A 15,155-nucleotide genomic window follows, 5' to 3' on the forward strand; every position below is an offset into this window, starting at 1 on the left:
GGTGAATCTTGGCCGGTCGCACAACGGCCGGTGGCCTGCGCGGACTTACGGTTTGCGTACCGACGCTGAGCAAAAGAGGAGTGCGAGTGGACGCGGTCACCCAGGTTCCCGCCCCGGTCAACGAGCCGGTGCTGCAGTACGCCCCCGGTACCCCGGAGCGCGCCGAACTGCAGGCGAAGCTGGCCGAGCTGCAGAAGGATCCGCTCGACCTCACGCTCACCATCGGTGGCGATCAGCGCATGGGTGGCGGCGAGCGCTTCGACGTCGTCCAGCCGCACAACCACCGCGCGGTCCTCGGCACCCTCGCCGGCGCCACCCAGCAGGACACCACCGACGCCCTGCGCGCGGCCCGCGAGGCCGCCCCGGCGTGGCGCGCGATGTCGTTCGACGACCGCGCGGCGATCATCCTGCGTGCCGCCGACCTGCTCGCCGGCCCGTGGCGGCAGACGCTCAACGCCGCGACCATGCTCGGCCAGTCGAAGACCGCGATCCAGGCGGAGATCGACTCGGCGTGCGAGCTGATCGACTTCTGGCGCTTCAACGTGCAGTTCGCCCGCAACCTGATGGCCGAGCAGCCGATCTCCTCCCCCGGTGTGTGGAACCGCACGGACCACCGCCCGCTCGAGGGCTTCGTCTACGCGATCACGCCGTTCAACTTCACCGCGATCGCCGGCAACCTGCCGACCGCGCCCGCGCTGATGGGCAACGTGGTGCTGTGGAAGCCGTCGCCGACGCAGTCGTTCGCGGCGCACCTGACCATGCGTCTGCTCGAAGAGGCCGGCATGCCGCCGGGCGTGATCAACCTGCTGCCCGGTGACGGTCTGGCCGTGTCCGAGGTGGCGCTTTCGTCCCCTGACCTGGCGGGCATCCACTTCACCGGCTCCACGCCGACGTTCCAGAAGCTGTGGGCGCAGGTGGGCGCGAACATCGCGAACTACCGCTCGTACCCGCGCATCGTCGGTGAGACCGGCGGCAAGGACTTCATCCTGGCGCACCCGTCGGCCGACCCGGAGGTGCTGCGCGTCGCCCTGATCCGCGGTGCTTTCGAGTACCAGGGCCAGAAGTGCTCCGCCGCGTCGCGGGCGTACGTGCCGCGCTCGGTGTGGAACAAGATCAAGGATCGGTTCCTCGACGAGGTCAACGCCCTGACCTACGGCGACGTCACCGACTTCTCGAACTTCGGTGGCGCGGTGATCGACCGCCGTTCGTTCGACAAGCTGTCGGGCGTGCTGCAGGCCGCGCGTGCGGACTCCACGCTGGAGATCGCCGCCGGTGGCACCGCCGACGACTCCGACGGTTTCTTCGTGCGGCCGACCGTGCTGGTGGGCTCCGACCCGACGAACTCCGTGTTCACCACCGAGTTCTTCGGCCCGGTGCTCGCGATCCACGTGTTCGAGGACGCCGACTACCTGACCGTGCTCAAGCAGATGGAGAGCGCGGCGCCCTACGGTCTGACCGGCTCGATCATCTCCCGTGACCGCGCCGCCGTGGCGCACGCGCAGGAAGAGCTGCGGTTCGCCGCCGGCAACTTCTACGTCAACGACAAGCCCACCGGTGCCGTCGTCGGCCAGCAGCCCTTCGGTGGCGGCCGCGCGTCCGGCACGAACGACAAGGCGGGGTCGGTGCACAACCTCCTCCGCTGGGTCAGCCCGCGCTCCATCAAGGAGACCTTCGCGGCGCCCACCTCCCACCTCCACCCGCACCAGGGCTAGATCCAGCCCGAAATGCCATGAGGGTGACCTTCATGGACCACAAGTCCATGAAGGTCACCCTCATGGACCGCACCCGAAGGACGTGAAGAATGTTGCGATCCAGTCTGTTGGCGGCGTCCCGGAGTGTGGGGGCGCGGAAGCTCGTCGAGTCGACGCCGCTGACCCGGCCCGTCGTCGAGCGGTTCGTCGCCGGTGACGACGTCGACGCGGCGATCCGCGCGACCGCGGAGGTGCTCGGCGACGGGCGTCTGGTGACGCTGGACCACCTCGGCGAGGACACCTACGAGGAGTCGCAGGCCAACGCGACCGTCGAGGCGTATCTGACGCTGCTGTCGCGGCTGGACGCGTTCGGGCTCACCGAGGGTGCCGAGGTGTCGGTCAAGCTGTCCGCGGTCGGCCAGTCGCTGGCGATCGACGGCGAGAAGATCGCGCTGGAGAACGCGCGGCGCATCTGCTCGGCCGCCGCGGTCGTCGGCACGACCGTGACGCTGGACATGGAGGACCACACCACCACCGACTCCACGCTGGGCATCCTGCGTGAGCTGCGGGTGGACTTCCCGTGGGTCGGCGCGGTGCTGCAGGCCTACCTTCGCAGGACTGAGCAGGACTGCCGGGACCTCGCGTACTCCGGTTCGCGGGTGCGGCTGTGCAAGGGCGCGTACCAGGAGCCTGCTTCCGTTGCGTTCCAGGACAAGCACGACGTCGACCTGTCCTACGTGCGCTGCCTCAAGGTGCTGATGGAGGGTCAGGGCTACCCGATGGTGGCCTCGCACGACCCGCGCCTGATCGCGATCGCCGCCGACCTGGCCTCGGCTCGCTCGAAGGACTCCTACGAGTTCCAGATGCTGTACGGCATCCGGCCCGAGGAGCAGCGCCGCATCGCCGCCGAAGGCAACCGCATGCGCGTCTACCTGCCGTACGGCGACGAGTGGTACGGCTACTTCATGCGCCGCCTGGCCGAGCGTCCGGCCAACGTCGCGTTCTTCGTGCGGTCGCTGCTCACGACCAGCTGAGCGCCTTCTCCGCTTTCTCGGCTTCGAGGCGGTCGTCGAACGCGTCGATGATCGCCTCGACCGTTTCCAGGGCGAACTCCAGCTTCACCGCGTCACCGGACTCGCGCATGATCCGCACCGCCTGGTGGGTGAGCTGGAGCGCCCTGTCCAGCTCGTGCTTGGTCTCCGCGCACAGCCGTCCGTAGACCGTGAGCGAGTCGGCGTAGCCCCGCTCCCGTTCCAGGTCCTTGCCGGTCATGTGCCAGAGGACCACGGCCGTGTGCGCGACGTCCCTGGCTTCCTCGTGCCGTTGCGCGCCACGGAGTTTGCACGCGTGCTGCTGGACGGCACCGATGTAGGCGCCCGTCGCCGATGGCGTCTTGTCCTTGAGCGCGCGCCAGATGTCGAGCATCAGTTCGGACGCCTCCAGCGCCAGGTCGTGATACTCCATTTCGGACAGTGCGGTCGCCATGGGTTGCAGGGCGACGGCGAGCTTGGCGCCGAAGAAGTCGACGAGCTGCGACGTCAGGCGGCGGACGATGCCGAAGACCTCGTCGGTGGTCTTGAGCGCCTCGTCGATCTGGTCCTGGATCAGGTGCTGCTCGGTCAGGGTGGCCAGGGCGATCGCGAGGTCGACCTGGTGCCAGACCGCGTTCTCGGCGGCCAGTTCCCGGTACACCTCAACGGCTTCCCGCGCGGCGACCAGTTCGGCGTCGAAGTCGAAGGCGACCCTGACGACGTTGAGCAACGCCGTGCCGAGCCCCTTCTGGTCACCGGTCTCCCGCCAGAGCATCACGGCTTCCTGCGCGGTGAGCTTGGCGTCCGGATCCGCGGCCAGCTCCCGCAACGCCTGGCTGTGCCGCATCAACGCGTCCGCGAGCTCGGCCCGGAACGTCTGCGGGTTCACGACGGCGAGCCGGCGGAAGACGTCGACGGACTCCTTCAGGGTCTCGCTCGCCGCCTCCGCCCGGCGCAGCTCGACGAGCATGGTGCCGGCCTCGGCGAGGTTGCGGGCCAGTTCCGGTTCGTAGCGCGGGTCCTCCTTGGCGAGCACGCGCCAGTTCGCGATCGAGAGCTGCATCGAGTCGGCGGCCTGCGAGTTCTCGCCCTGCGCGTGGAATCGGCGCGCCACCGTGGCCGCGACCCTGGCGAAGTCGACGCGGAACAGCGCCGGGTGCATCTTCGCGAGCTCCTGGTACATCAGCGTCGCGCGGCTGATGGCGTCCATCGACTCCTGCGGCATGCCGAGCGCCTGGTAGCGGTAGCTGACCTGCTCCAGCGCGGCGGCCAGGTGCGGCGTGGTCTCCGGGTCGTCGAGCGCGATCTCGTGCCAGAGCCGGATCGCCTCCTCCGACACCTCCAGCACCTCCGCGGTGCGGTGCACGGCGAGGAGCCGCAAACCCAGGTCTTCCAGGGCATCCGCGAGCAACGGCCGGTTCTCGCCGTCCTGGCGCACCAGCTCGCGGTAGTACTCGACCTCCTGCTGCGAGGCGTCGACCGCTTCCTCGCGTAGGCCGCACAACGCCGAGCGAGCGCTGAGCATCCCGTACATCTCGGCGCGTTCGAGGGTGTCGTGGGCGCGGCTGACGAGGCGTTTCGTGAGCGTGGCCGGCACCGGCTCGGTGGCGAACCGCTCGTCGCGGAACACCTGGCGGGCGAGGTGGTCGACGGTTCTCGGGGAACCGATCTCAGCGGCGATGCGCAGGCTGTCCTGGGCCAGGCCGAGCGCGATCGCCGGGTCGGCGTCGACGAGTTCGTCGAGCTTGGCGTGCAGGTGCGGCCACCTCTGCGCGGCACGGGCCAGCAGGTCGGGGTCCGGGGTGTCCGGGGAGGCGACGGCGAGGTAGTCCTCGGCGATCCGGCCCTGTGCGGGTCCGTCGTCGCGCTTGAGGAGCTGGCGGACGAGCTGGGTGCGGTTCACGTCGCACGGGTCGCCGTGCACCGCCGTCAGCGCAGCCATGTGCAGGTCGAGGACCGTTTCCCTGGCGATGTTGGGCGGCGGTTCGTCCGGTGCCGTGACGTTGAGCTGCTGGGCGAAGTGCCGGCAGGCCAGGCGGAACGACTCGGCGCGGTCCTCGACCGTGGGGGCGAGCGCCAGGTCGCCGACCTCGTGGTCGAAGTCCGCGATGCGCTGCCGGGTCGAGGACCACCACCAGCCGGTGGTCCTCGACGCCAGCAACACCCGCGTGCGCGCCGGACCGTGCCGGAGCGTTTCCTGCAGCTGCAGGAAGATGTCGTTCCAGGTGAGGCGATCGGCGTCGTCGATCAGCAGCAGCCTGCCGCCCGCCTGTTCGTCCCACTGCTCCCCGAAGTGCTGGAGCAGCCTGGTCTTGCCCGCGCCTGCCGGGGCGTGCAACAGCAGAGACGCTTGTGGCGCCGGGCTGTCACGCCAGAGCGTGAGGGCGTGCAGTTCGGATTCTCTGCCGTGAAAGGGGACCACCTGGTGGGTGGGATCCAGCAATGCGGCGACGCTGAGTGCTCGGTCCACGGCTTCATAGTCGGCCGCAGGTCAGGCGAGGGACAGCAAGACCACACCATCGTGGAGACTTCCCGTTTCTCCTTCACTCCTTTGCTGACTGGCTTGGAGAAGCTCCCACTACTAACCGCGACGCGCTAGGTGGTGACGGTAGCTCTCGTATTCGGCGACGGACCTGGTCCGGATGCGGGCGAACTCCAGCACCTTCGCCAGGGCGTCCCTGTGTCCGATGAAGTCCGCGCCGGCATAGTGCGAACCGCCGATCCCGCCGATGATCCGCGCCCTGAGCGGCATCTGCTTGCGGGCGTACTCCTTGCGGAAGAAGCTGCCCGGCGCCATGCGCTGGCGGATCGAGCTCTTCACGTTCTCCGTGACGTCGCGCTCGTGGAACCACTCGAAGTCGGCGATCTCCTGCTGGAGCTTGGTGAACCGCACGTACGAGGCGGGGTCGAAGACGTCGATGTGCGAGAAGTGGCCGCCGGGCTTGAGCACCCGTGCCACCTCGTGGAAGAAGAGGTCGACGTCCGGGTAGTTGTGCGAGCTCTCGACGTTGATGACGAGGTCGAACTCGCCGTCCTCGAAGGGCAGCTTCTCGGCGTCGCCCTCGACGTAGGCGAGCCGGTCGCCGCGGGCGAGGAGCGCGTTGGCCCTGCGGATGGCCGCCCCGGAGATGTCGAGCCCGACCGCGCGGGCCGGGTCGACGAGGCGGGTGAGGAAGTTGAGACCCTCGCCCATGCCGCAGCCGACCTCCAGCACCTTGAGGGTCTTGAATTCCTCCTTGCTGTAGGGCAACCCGCGCAGGGTTTGGTAGTAGAGCTGTTCAGAGAAACCGTCGCTCACGCCCGCGTTGAATCCGGGGCGCAGGCGGTTGAGTTCGTTCAGCATTTCCTGGTCGTGCATGCCCCAGTTCCAGAAGTCGCCTGTCCGCGACCACGACGCCACGTCGTCGTAGACCGCGGAGACGGCACCTTTGATCTGGTCAGCGCCGGGCGCGCCGACGTTGAGGTCTCGCAGCCCGGTCGTCGCGTTGCCGTTGGTCATGAGAGCTCTCCCGAGGTGAGCGTTCCTTAGGTTCGACACGGTGGCATCGCTCTCACTAGGTATTGCCCTTCCGTGCCGACCTTCCGGGTGAACTCGTAGAAATCCCTCGGAATGACGTGGAATGAAAACGTTTCCCGCTGTTGCCGGGAGTTTTCCCGGTATTACCTGCGCCGGGATCGGGCAGGGAAGACGCTCGCGGAACCGGTACCGCGGGTCGGCTCGACCAAAACTGTCAGACCCCCGCTGCACAATCAGGGAGTGCTGGTCGCCCTGGTCCTCGAAGCGGACGGTTCCGGCAGGTGGCAGAAGCTGCACGACGACGGGACGCCCGCCGGTCCCGCCATGACAGCCTCTTCCATCGCCTCCGCCGTCGCCTCACTCGAACGTGCCCACAATCCGCGCTGGGTGTGGGCGGACACCGCCGAGATCTACCCGGAACTGCTGGCCGCCGGCGTGCGGGTAGACCGGTGCTGGGACGTGCACCTGACCGAGGCGTTGCTGCTCGGCGCCGAGGGCAGGCACCGGGAGCCCCGCGAGTTTCCCGCGGCGCTGGCGCGGGTCCTGAACCTGCCCGCACCGGCAGATCTGGGGCCGCGCAAGAAGGACGTCGCGCTGATGCTGTTCGAGCCGGAGCCGGTGTCGTTGCCGGGCGACACGGACGCGTTGACCGGGTTGTCGCTGGTTTTCCAGGCACAGCAACGGAATCCGGCACTGGGACTGCTGATCGCGGCCGAGTCCGCGTCAGCGTTGGTGGCCGCGGAGATGACGTTCCACGGGTTGCCGTGGCGGGCGGACGTGCACAACGCGATCCTCGAGGAGGTGCTCGGGCCGCGGACGGCACCCGGTGTGCGGCCGAAACTGTTGCAGGCTTTGGCCGATCAGATCCGGGACGCCTTCGGCGGCAGGGAGGTGAACCCGGATGCGCCGGCCAGCATCGTGCGGGCGTTCGCGCGGGAGGGCATCGAGGTGTCCTCGGCGCGGCGGTGGGTGTTGAAGAAGATCGATCATCCCGCGGTCGAGCCGTTGCTGGAGTACAAGGAGCGCGCACGGCTGTGGGTGGCGCACGGCTGGACGTGGCTCGACACGTGGGTGCAGGACGGGCGGTTCCGGCCGGACTACGTCGTCGGTGGTGTGGTGTCCGGCCGTTGGGCGTCACGGGGTGGTGCGGCGTTGCAGATTCCCCGGCTGATGCGGCAGGCCGTGCTCGCGGACGACGGCTGGTGCCTGGTGGCGGCCGACGCCTCGCAGCTCGAACCGCGGATTCTGGCCGCGCTGTCCGGTGACGCACGGCTGATCGAGGTCTGCGGGGACGACGACCTGTACGCGGCGCTGGCGGAGGACTCGTTCAAGGGCGAGCGGCCACGGGCGAAGATCGCGATGCTGTCGGCGATGTACGGCGGCACGTCCGGTGAGGCCGGCCCGCTGCTTGCCGTGCTGCGCAAGAGATTCCCGCAAGCCGTCGGCTACGTCGAGGCGGCCGCGCTGGCGGGCGAGCAGGGGCGGATGGTGCGCACCCGGCTCGGCCGCACCTCGCCAGCGCCGTCGGAGGCGTGGCGCGAGCTGACCGAGGGCGCCAACGACTCGGGCGACGTGTCCAGCTCGTCGCGGCAGGCGGCGCGCAACTGGGGGCGGTTCACCCGCAACTTCGTGGTGCAGGGCAGCGCGGCGGACTGGACGGCGGCGTTGCTCGGCGTGCTGCGCACCCGGCTGCCCGCGGCTGCCCAGCTGGTGTTCTTCCAGCACGACGAGGTGCTCGTGCACTGCCCGCGAGCGGACGCCGACGCCGTGATCGAGGCGATCGCCGAGGCCGGGCGGGAGGCCACGAGGTTGCTGTTCGGCGAGACCTCCGTGCGTTTTCCCATGCAGGCGGTGCCGGTCGCGTGCTATGCGGATGCCAAATAAGTCCACACGAGACGTCGCTCCACCTGCACCGTTCACGGTCGTTGCTCCATATGGGCGCTTGTTCTTGCACCGTGAGAGCGCTCTCATAAATGGACTGCACCCGTGACAAGGAGGTCACTCGCGCATGAGGCAACGCCGCCGCATCCTCGCGGCCACGACAGCTCTTATTGCCGCGGTACCCCTGGCGATCGCTGCCATGTCCGCCAACGCCTCGATCCCACCCCCTGCACCGGGATGGACGCAGGTGTGGGGTGATGACTTCAACGGCTCGAACGGGTCGTTGCCGTCCAGCTCCAACTGGATCTTCGACCTCGGTCACGCCTATCCCGGCGGCCCTGTCAACTGGGGTACCGGAGAGATCCAGAACTACACGAACAGCACGAACAACATCAAACTCGACGGCGCCGGCAACCTGCGCATCACGGCGCTGAAGGACGGCGCAGGCAACTGGACGTCGTCCCGCATCGAGACCCAGCGCGCGAACTTCAAACCCGCGCCGGGCGGCAAGCTCGCCATCGAGGGCCGCATCCAGATGCCGAACGTCACCGGCCAGGCCGCGCTGGGCTACTGGCCCGCGTTCTGGGCGCTCGGCTCACCGTTCCGCGGCAACTACTGGAACTGGCCGGGCATCGGCGAGTTCGACATCATGGAGAACGTCAACGGCATCAACTCGGTCTGGGGCGTGCTGCACTGCGACGTCGCACCCGGCGGTGCGTGCGGTGAGTTCACCGGCATCGGCAACTCGCGGGTGTGCCCCGGCGCGTCCTGCCAGTCCGCGTTCCACACGTACCGATTCGAGTGGGACGACGCGGCGAAGACGTTCACCTGGTTCGTCGACGGCCAGTCGTACCACCAGGTGACGCAAGCGCGGGTCGGGACGACCGTCTGGAACCAGATGACGTCGCACGCGGGCTACTTCGTCCTGCTGAACCTCGCGATCGGCGGCGCGTTCCCGGACGCGCTGAACAACGGCCAGCCGACCCCTGTCGCGGCCACTCAGTCCGGGCATTCCCTTGTCGTGGACTACGTGGCCGTCTACACGGCTGGCGGTGGACCCACCACTCCCCCGCCCACCACCACGACGACGTCCAACCCTCCGGGCGGCGGTGGCTCGGCCTACAACGAGCTGCAGGCGGAGAGCGCGTCCGAGAGGTCCGGTGGCTCCGTGGCGCCTGCTGAAGGCGGCTCGGGAGTGCATCAGATCGGGAACGGTGGCTACCTGAAGTTCTCCGGCGTCAACTTCGGCACCGGTCCGGCCCGGCAGTTCTACGCCCGCGTGGCGTCGGGTGCCGGTGGCGGGGTGAGCGGCCTGGTCGAAGTGCGGCTGGGCTCGCGCACAGCGGCTCCGGTCGGGTCGTTCGCGGTGGGCAACACGGGTGGCTGGGATGCCTGGAGAACCGTGCCCGCCAACATCTCGAACATCAGCGGGACGCATGACGTGTACGTGACGTTCACGAGTGGCCAGCCGGCCGCGTACGCGAGCGTGAACTGGGTGAAGTTCGGCCTCTGACACGTGGCCGGGGTGTGGACGGCATCGGCCTGCGCACCCCGGCCACTCCAGAGCCTCACGATGATTTGGCCCCCGGTGACCGGGTCGGATAAAGTCGTCCTGCACGGACGATTAGCTCAGCGGGAGAGCACTACCTTGACACGGTAGGGGTCACAGGTTCAATCCCTGTATCGTCCATTCGAAACGGCCCGTCGGCGATCACCGCCGACGGGCCGTTTCGTTGTGTTCTGCCATGCTCCGCGGTGTGGAAAGTGGCCGGAGGGTGGTCTTCGTCCTGTTCGACGGGATGAAGATGCTGGACGTGATGGGCCCCGCCGAGGTGTTCGCGGAGGCTGGCCTGGTCGGTGCGGACTACACGATCAGCTACGTCTCGCCGTCCGGGAACCCGGTCATGACCTCGGTGGGAATCCGGCTACCGGTCGACGGCACCCCCGACAACGTGACCGAAGCGGACACGGTCGTGGTGTCGGGCGGAGACGTGCTGGTCACTCATCCGGTACCGGAGGACCTGGTCGCCGCGATCCGGAAGCTGCGCGGCCGCACCCGGCGGCTGGTGTCGATCTGCACCGGGTCGTTCGCGCTGGCCGCGGCCGGGGTGCTGGCCGGGCGCAAAGCCACCACGCACTGGCGGCAGGCGGCACGGCTGGCCCGCGCCTACCCCGACGTCGAGGTGCTGGAAGACGCGTTGTTCGTCGAGGACGACGGCGTGTTCACGTCCGCGGGGGTGTCGGCGGGGATGGATCTCGCGCTCGCGCTGGTCGAGCAGGACCACGGGGCCGACCTCGCGCGGACGGTCGCGCGCCGGCTGGTGATGTTCATGCAGCGGCCGGGCGGGCAGTCGCAGTTCTCGGCGCCGCTGCAGGTGCGGCGGCCGAGCACGCCCGCGTTGCGCGAGGTCGCCGATCTGGTGTCGGCGCAGCCCGCGCTCGACCACAGCGCGCGCACGATGGCGGCACGGGCGGGGGTCAGCGCGCGGCACCTCGCGCGGTTGTTCGCCACCGAGCTCGACACCACTCCGGCTCGGTACGTGGAGCAGGTCAGGCTGGATCACGCCAAGGCGCTGCTCGACGCGGGGCACGGGGTGGCGCAGACCGCGCGGCTGGTCGGGTTCGGGAGCTCCGAGACGATGCGGCGGGTGTTCGTGGCGCGGTTCGGCGTCTCGCCCAGCCAGTACCGGGCGCGCTTCGTGTCCACATCTGTGGGCGGGTAGTCGGTTTCGGCGGTGGGCGCGCGGCCTCTGTGCACAAAGGATGGACACCACATCGCTTGCGGCATGGAGGTTTCTGATGACCGAGGTCATTGCGGGTGTGGAGATTCCGGACACCGAACTCGCGCGAGCGGCGACGTCGCTCGTGCGGAAGGTCACGGATGACACGTTGTTCCACCACTCGCGGCGGGTGTTCCTGTGGGGGTCGTTGAAGGCCGCGGCACGGGGGCTGGAGGTCGATCCGGAGCTCGCCTACGTGGGCGGCCTGTTCCACGACCTGGGGCTGACGAGCTACTACGCGTCGAAGACCCTGCGGTTCGAGATCGACGGCGCGGAGGCCGCGCGGACGTTCCTGCTGGAGCACGGGCGTTCCGAGGAGGAGGCGCGCACCGTGTGGCTGGCGATCGCGCTGCACACGACCCCGGAGGTGCCGCTGCACCTCGCACCGGAGGTGGCCGCGGTGGCGCTGGGCGTGAAGACCGACGTGCTCGGCATCGGCCTGGACGAACTCACCGCGCAACAACGGGCGGAGGTCGTGGCGGCGCATCCGCGGCCGGACTTCAAGAACCGGATCCTGAAGGCGTTCTACGACGGCATGGCGGACCGGCCGGGCACCACGTTCGGGACGATGAACGCCGACGTGCTCGCGCACTTCGACCCGGACTTCACGCGGACGAACTTCGTGGACGTCATTCAGGGCAGTGCCTGGCCGGAGTAGAAGGAACGGCCCGTCACCGCGGACGGGCCGTTCCACTCGCCCCGGCTAGGCCGGGTTGTCCCCGTGGGTCAGCGTCTCCCACGACACCCTGGATCCGGGACGTCTCGGCCACGTGCGAGATGCTGGACAGGCCGTAGCCGGTGTGGACGAAGTCGCGGCAGGTCTCCTGGGTCAGTCCGCTGACGAACGTGGACCGGTTGTGCCAGAAGCGAATGATCTTGTCACGGGTGTTGAGGTTGTTGCTGGGCACGGTCTTGGGCAGCGGACCGTCGGAATTCAGGTAGATGAACGCCGGCACCCTGGCGCGGTACAGCGAGACACCGCGGTCGTAGATGGCCTTGTCGTCCAGGAAGACGCCGATGCCCATGATCGCCTCGGCGATGCTCAGCTCCCAGTTGCCCGTGCGGGGATCACTGCCCTGGATCTCGGCGTAGTAGACGTTGCGCAGCATGGTGCCGAACCGGCCCGCGTTCGGCCAGTTGCCGTGGACGTGCTTGATGATCTCCACCGCGCGTGGCCAGGAGGAGGCCGACCAGGCCGTCTGCAGGTGCGCGTTGTCGCTGGTGTGGTCGCGGATCGTGGCCGACCAGGCGTCCATGATCTGGATGGACTTGGTGGCGTGCCGGGCATCCCGCGTCACGTACCACGCCAGCGCGTGGGTGTAGGCGGCGATGGCGTCCTGCCGTTCGTCCGTGCAACCGTTGTTCGGCTGGGATCCCGGTCCGCAGTCGACGACCGCACGTGGATGCGGCGTGTACGACAGGGATGCGAACCGGGACGCCATCATCGAGTCGTAGGCCCGTTTCTGCGGCTGGGTTCCGGCGAGGACTCTGGTGCGCATGACGTCGAGCTGGGGCCGGCTCACGACCACACCGGGATGGGTGAACGCCGGAGGTGCGGCGCTCGCGGCGGGAACGCTGGTCAGGGTGCCGGCGATCAACGCCGTGGCTACCCGGTCGCCGGCAAGTGATCTCCGGCTTGCTCGCCGGTTCGGCCAGGGGCTGAGATGATGGTTTCGTGTACGCCGAACGTCCCGCTCCGGCCGGTCTGGCCTGCCTGTGGACGCGCACGGTTGTGGAGAAGACCGTGCAGCGCGTGGTTCCGGACGGCTGCACGGACCTGATGTGGGCTCCCGCGACCGGTGCCTTGTTCGTGGCCGGGCCGGACACGCACGCCCAGCTCGCTTCGGTCGCGCCGGGAACTTTGTACGGCGTGCGGTTGCCGCCCGGCGCGTTCCCGTCGGTCTTCGGGGTGCCCGCGCATGCGGTGCGAGACCTGCGCGTGCCGTTGTCGGAGCTGGTGCCGTCGGCGCGGCTGTCCTCGTTCTCCGACATGGTGTCGTTCTGCGCCTCGCGGGTGGTGGTCGATCCGGCTCTGACGGCAACGGCTTCGCTGTTGCGTTCGGGCGACGTGGGCGCGGCGGCGTGGGAGATCGGGCTGAGCGCGCGGCAGTTGCGGCGGCGGTGCCTCGACGCGTTCGGCTACCCGCCCAAGGTGCTGCAGCGGGTGCTGCGGTTCGACGCGGCGATGCGCCTGGCGTGGGGCGGAATGCCGTTCGCGTCGGTGGCCTTCGAGGCCGGCTACGCGGACCAGGCGCACCTGGCCCGCGAGGTGCGTGCGCTGGCGGGTGTGCCGCTCGGTCAGCTGATCCGGCCGTAGCGGCGGAGGGTCAGCAATGCGTCGACCGTCGCGATGGAGCGCCACTCGAATTCGGTGACGGGCGTGAACGCGGGAAAGCCGAAGTTCCAGCCGCCATCCTCCTGCTGACCCTGCTGGAGTTCGTCAAGGTCTTTGTCGAATTCGTCGTCGGTAAACCAACCGCGAGCGAGGCTGCCGGGTTTTGCCGCGTAGTGGTGGAGAGCGAGACCTTCGCCATCCGCATAGCCGTCGGTGCTCGGCTTGAGCTGCTTGAGCTTGTCCCCCGCGAGCTCGGCGCGGGCCCGATCAGGGACCTCGTCCAGGAACATCACCGCGGCGCGCAACTCGTAGGGGTGGGTTTCGTGCAGCTCGTCGATCTGCTGCCAGCAGTAGTCGGTGGCCTTCGCGAGCCACGGATGGGTGATGTTCAGGGCGAGGAGCGCGGCCGCGATCTGGGCGGTGAGCAGGAGTCCGCCCTGGTCGTCGGCTGCTACCCAGGGTGCTTTCGGGTGGTCCTTCGAGGTGGACATGCCGAACGGGACAGTGCCGTCCGGGCAGGTGTTCTCGAGCCAGGTCAGGATCGATTCGGCGTGTTCGGGGGCGTTGACCTCGCCGAACATCTGGAGTGCGCGCAGGGCGTGCAGCGGCTGGCTCGTGGGGCCGCGATGATCGGGTTCCAAGGCGTAGCCGTAGCCGCCGTCGTCGTTGCGGTAGGCCAGCACGGCTTGGACGACGTGCTCTGGTGCGCCTCCGTCGAAGGCATGCTCGAACCAGCGTTGTTCCAGCGTGCGGGCGGTGTGCCAGATGAAGTTCCTCGCGCGTTCGATCATGTCTCGAACCTAGGCTCGCGGGTGCTCGGGGTCTTGAACGAAACGGCCATGTGACCTGGTCGGCTCATTCGTTCACCCACTCTTGGAACCGGTCCTATGCGAATATCCTCTAACAGGGGTGTTGAGTTCTGAGGGGAGCTGGCCAGGATGCTGATGTTCGACGCACTTGTGCCGATCAAGGCCGGCGCGGCCGCCGGCGCCGCTGCGGGTGCTGCTGCGGGCGGGACGACGAAGTTCAGCGTTGATCCTGACCAGGCGCAGAAGATGATCGACGGTCTGAAGCAGGCCCTCGTGGAGCTCCAGGACTTGCGGAGGGCAAGCGAGCAGATCCAAAGCCAGGGCGCTCCAGGCCCCGACCCGTACAGCGGCTACGCGACCCTCTCCATGCGCAAGACCGCGGGTGGCGAGCCCGGCGGTTACCTGTGGGCGAACGAGCAGGCCCAGAAGGCGCTGGAACAGACCATCAAGAACATCGAGAAGGCTCTGGCCGAGTACCGGAAGACCGACGACGCGGCGCATGCCGCTGTGAAGGGCTGACACGACCTTGAAGCGCATGACCGCTCTGCTGACCGCCGTGCTCGCCTTCGGTGCGCTGGCGGGGTGCACGAGCACCCAGACCGGCGGAAACCCCACCCCTGCTCCTACGAACGGCACCGGACAGACGAGCAGCGACCCCACCTCCGGCGAGTCGCCGTCGGGTCTCAGCATCGCCAAGTACCTGAGCAAGCCGTGCGACACCCTCAAGCCCGATCAGGTGACGACGCTCGGCTCCGTCCGCGCAGGCGTGGCCGGCACCAATGTGCTCGGCCCGGAATGCACCTGGCGAGGACAAGACCCGATCAAGAACTCCACTTACGAAGTCAGCGTGACCGAGAACAAGGACTTCGACAGCAGGGTCGAGGGCGTCAAGACCAACGGCGTTTTCATCGACAAGAAGATCGACGATGTGCGGGTCGTCTCCACGGATGGAACCGATGGAGGAATGTACTGCCTGACCATGATCCAGGTCTCCAAGACCGATTCGGTCACGGTGCAGATCGCCGGCGCCACGGATGAACGAGCGACGAAGAAGCCTTGCCCGGAAACCGAGCGGGTCGCGCAGTTGATCATCACCAACCTGAGGGGGTAG

General features: G+C 68.4%; 13 protein-coding genes and 1 tRNA gene. 10 read left to right on the forward strand and 4 right to left on the reverse strand.

What is annotated here, in order from left to right; genetic code table 11:
- The first annotated feature begins 86 nt into the window (after positions 1 to 86).
- The gene (pruA, locus tag ACIA8G_RS19115) at positions 87 to 1,712 is read left to right on the forward strand and encodes an L-glutamate gamma-semialdehyde dehydrogenase (protein WP_396419881.1); all 1,626 of its coding nucleotides are present in this window, start codon (positions 87 to 89) and stop codon (positions 1,710 to 1,712) included.
- A gap of 89 nt (positions 1,713 to 1,801) precedes the next feature.
- Complete coding sequence (locus tag ACIA8G_RS19120; RefSeq protein ID WP_396419882.1) at positions 1,802 to 2,725, forward strand: proline dehydrogenase family protein; 924 nt, start codon at positions 1,802 to 1,804, stop codon at positions 2,723 to 2,725.
- Here ACIA8G_RS19120 and ACIA8G_RS19125 read toward each other — a convergent pair.
- Together ACIA8G_RS19125 and ACIA8G_RS19130 are read right to left on the reverse strand one after the other, a co-directional pair.
- Positions 2,712 to 5,192: a hypothetical protein gene (locus ACIA8G_RS19125; RefSeq protein WP_396419883.1), complete on the reverse strand. Its 2,481-nt coding sequence runs from the start codon at positions 5,190 to 5,192 to the stop codon at positions 2,712 to 2,714. The two genes, ACIA8G_RS19120 and ACIA8G_RS19125, sit on opposite strands and share 14 nt — an antisense overlap.
- Before the next feature lie 111 nt (positions 5,193 to 5,303).
- On the reverse strand, positions 5,304 to 6,221 hold the full coding sequence (locus ACIA8G_RS19130) for a methyltransferase domain-containing protein (protein ID WP_396419885.1): 918 nt from the start codon (positions 6,219 to 6,221) through the stop codon (positions 5,304 to 5,306).
- Positions 6,222 to 6,479: 258 nt separating this feature from the next.
- Between ACIA8G_RS19130 and ACIA8G_RS19135 the strand changes: the two genes are divergently transcribed.
- The 5 genes from ACIA8G_RS19135 to ACIA8G_RS19155 all read left to right on the forward strand — a co-directional run bounded on the left by ACIA8G_RS19135 (position 6,480) and on the right by ACIA8G_RS19155 (position 11,558).
- Positions 6,480 to 8,123, forward strand: coding sequence for a bifunctional 3'-5' exonuclease/DNA polymerase (locus tag ACIA8G_RS19135; RefSeq protein ID WP_396419886.1), 1,644 nt, complete (start codon positions 6,480 to 6,482; stop codon positions 8,121 to 8,123).
- Between the two features lie 124 nt (positions 8,124 to 8,247).
- Positions 8,248 to 9,633: a carbohydrate-binding protein gene (locus ACIA8G_RS19140; RefSeq protein WP_396419887.1), complete on the forward strand. Its 1,386-nt coding sequence runs from the start codon at positions 8,248 to 8,250 to the stop codon at positions 9,631 to 9,633.
- Positions 9,634 to 9,738: 105 nt separating this feature from the next.
- Positions 9,739 to 9,810, forward strand: a tRNA-Val gene (locus ACIA8G_RS19145).
- Positions 9,811 to 9,895: 85 nt separating this feature from the next.
- Entirely contained in the window at positions 9,896 to 10,843 is a 948-nt protein-coding gene (locus tag ACIA8G_RS19150) for a GlxA family transcriptional regulator (RefSeq protein ID WP_396419888.1), read from the forward strand.
- 76 nt (positions 10,844 to 10,919) lie between these two features.
- On the forward strand, positions 10,920 to 11,558 hold the full coding sequence (locus tag ACIA8G_RS19155) for an HD domain-containing protein (RefSeq protein ID WP_396419889.1): 639 nt from the start codon (positions 10,920 to 10,922) through the stop codon (positions 11,556 to 11,558).
- Between the two features lie 13 nt (positions 11,559 to 11,571).
- On the opposite strand, the gene ACIA8G_RS19160 is transcribed toward ACIA8G_RS19155, so the two are convergent.
- The gene (locus ACIA8G_RS19160; RefSeq protein WP_396419890.1) at positions 11,572 to 12,498 is read right to left on the reverse strand and encodes an alginate lyase family protein; all 927 of its coding nucleotides are present in this window, start codon (positions 12,496 to 12,498) and stop codon (positions 11,572 to 11,574) included.
- 77 nt (positions 12,499 to 12,575) lie between these two features.
- Here ACIA8G_RS19160 and ACIA8G_RS19165 point away from each other — a divergent pair, with 77 nt between their 5' ends.
- A complete protein-coding gene (locus tag ACIA8G_RS19165; protein WP_396419891.1) occupies positions 12,576 to 13,217 on the forward strand; it encodes a helix-turn-helix domain-containing protein in 642 nt (213 codons plus the stop codon).
- Here the strand turns inward: ACIA8G_RS19165 and ACIA8G_RS19170 are convergent.
- On the reverse strand, positions 13,199 to 14,026 hold the full coding sequence (locus ACIA8G_RS19170; RefSeq protein WP_396419892.1) for a hypothetical protein: 828 nt from the start codon (positions 14,024 to 14,026) through the stop codon (positions 13,199 to 13,201). The genes ACIA8G_RS19165 and ACIA8G_RS19170 overlap by 19 nt on opposite strands.
- Positions 14,027 to 14,179: 153 nt before the next feature.
- Here ACIA8G_RS19170 and ACIA8G_RS19175 point away from each other — a divergent pair, with 153 nt between their 5' ends.
- Both ACIA8G_RS19175 and ACIA8G_RS19180 read left to right on the forward strand, forming a co-directional pair.
- A complete protein-coding gene (locus ACIA8G_RS19175) occupies positions 14,180 to 14,563 on the forward strand; it encodes a hypothetical protein (protein ID WP_396419893.1) in 384 nt (127 codons plus the stop codon).
- A gap of 16 nt (positions 14,564 to 14,579) precedes the next feature.
- Positions 14,580 to 15,155: a DUF3558 domain-containing protein gene (locus ACIA8G_RS19180; RefSeq protein ID WP_396419894.1), complete on the forward strand. Its 576-nt coding sequence runs from the start codon at positions 14,580 to 14,582 to the stop codon at positions 15,153 to 15,155.

Source organism: Lentzea sp. NPDC051213 (assembly GCF_044455585.1).
Taxonomy (GTDB): Bacteria; Actinomycetota; Actinomycetes; order Mycobacteriales; family Pseudonocardiaceae; genus Lentzea.

What these genes read in the sequence shown, in the direction of transcription:
- ACIA8G_RS19175 (WP_396419893.1), top strand. Translation starts at nt 14,180, where the DNA reads ATGTTCGACGCACTTGTGCCGATCAAGGCCGGCGCGGCCGCCGGCGCC.
- ACIA8G_RS19140 (WP_396419887.1), top strand. Translation starts at nt 8,248, where the DNA reads ATGAGGCAACGCCGCCGCATCCTCGCGGCCACGACAGCTCTTATTGCC.
- ACIA8G_RS19130 (WP_396419885.1), bottom strand. Translation starts at nt 6,221, where the DNA reads ATGACCAACGGCAACGCGACGACCGGGCTGCGAGACCTCAACGTCGGC.
- ACIA8G_RS19180 (WP_396419894.1), top strand. Translation starts at nt 14,580, where the DNA reads ATGACCGCTCTGCTGACCGCCGTGCTCGCCTTCGGTGCGCTGGCGGGG.
- ACIA8G_RS19170 (WP_396419892.1), bottom strand. Translation starts at nt 14,026, where the DNA reads ATGATCGAACGCGCGAGGAACTTCATCTGGCACACCGCCCGCACGCTG.
- ACIA8G_RS19155 (WP_396419889.1), top strand. Translation starts at nt 10,920, where the DNA reads ATGACCGAGGTCATTGCGGGTGTGGAGATTCCGGACACCGAACTCGCG.
- ACIA8G_RS19120 (WP_396419882.1), top strand. Translation starts at nt 1,802, where the DNA reads ATGTTGCGATCCAGTCTGTTGGCGGCGTCCCGGAGTGTGGGGGCGCGG.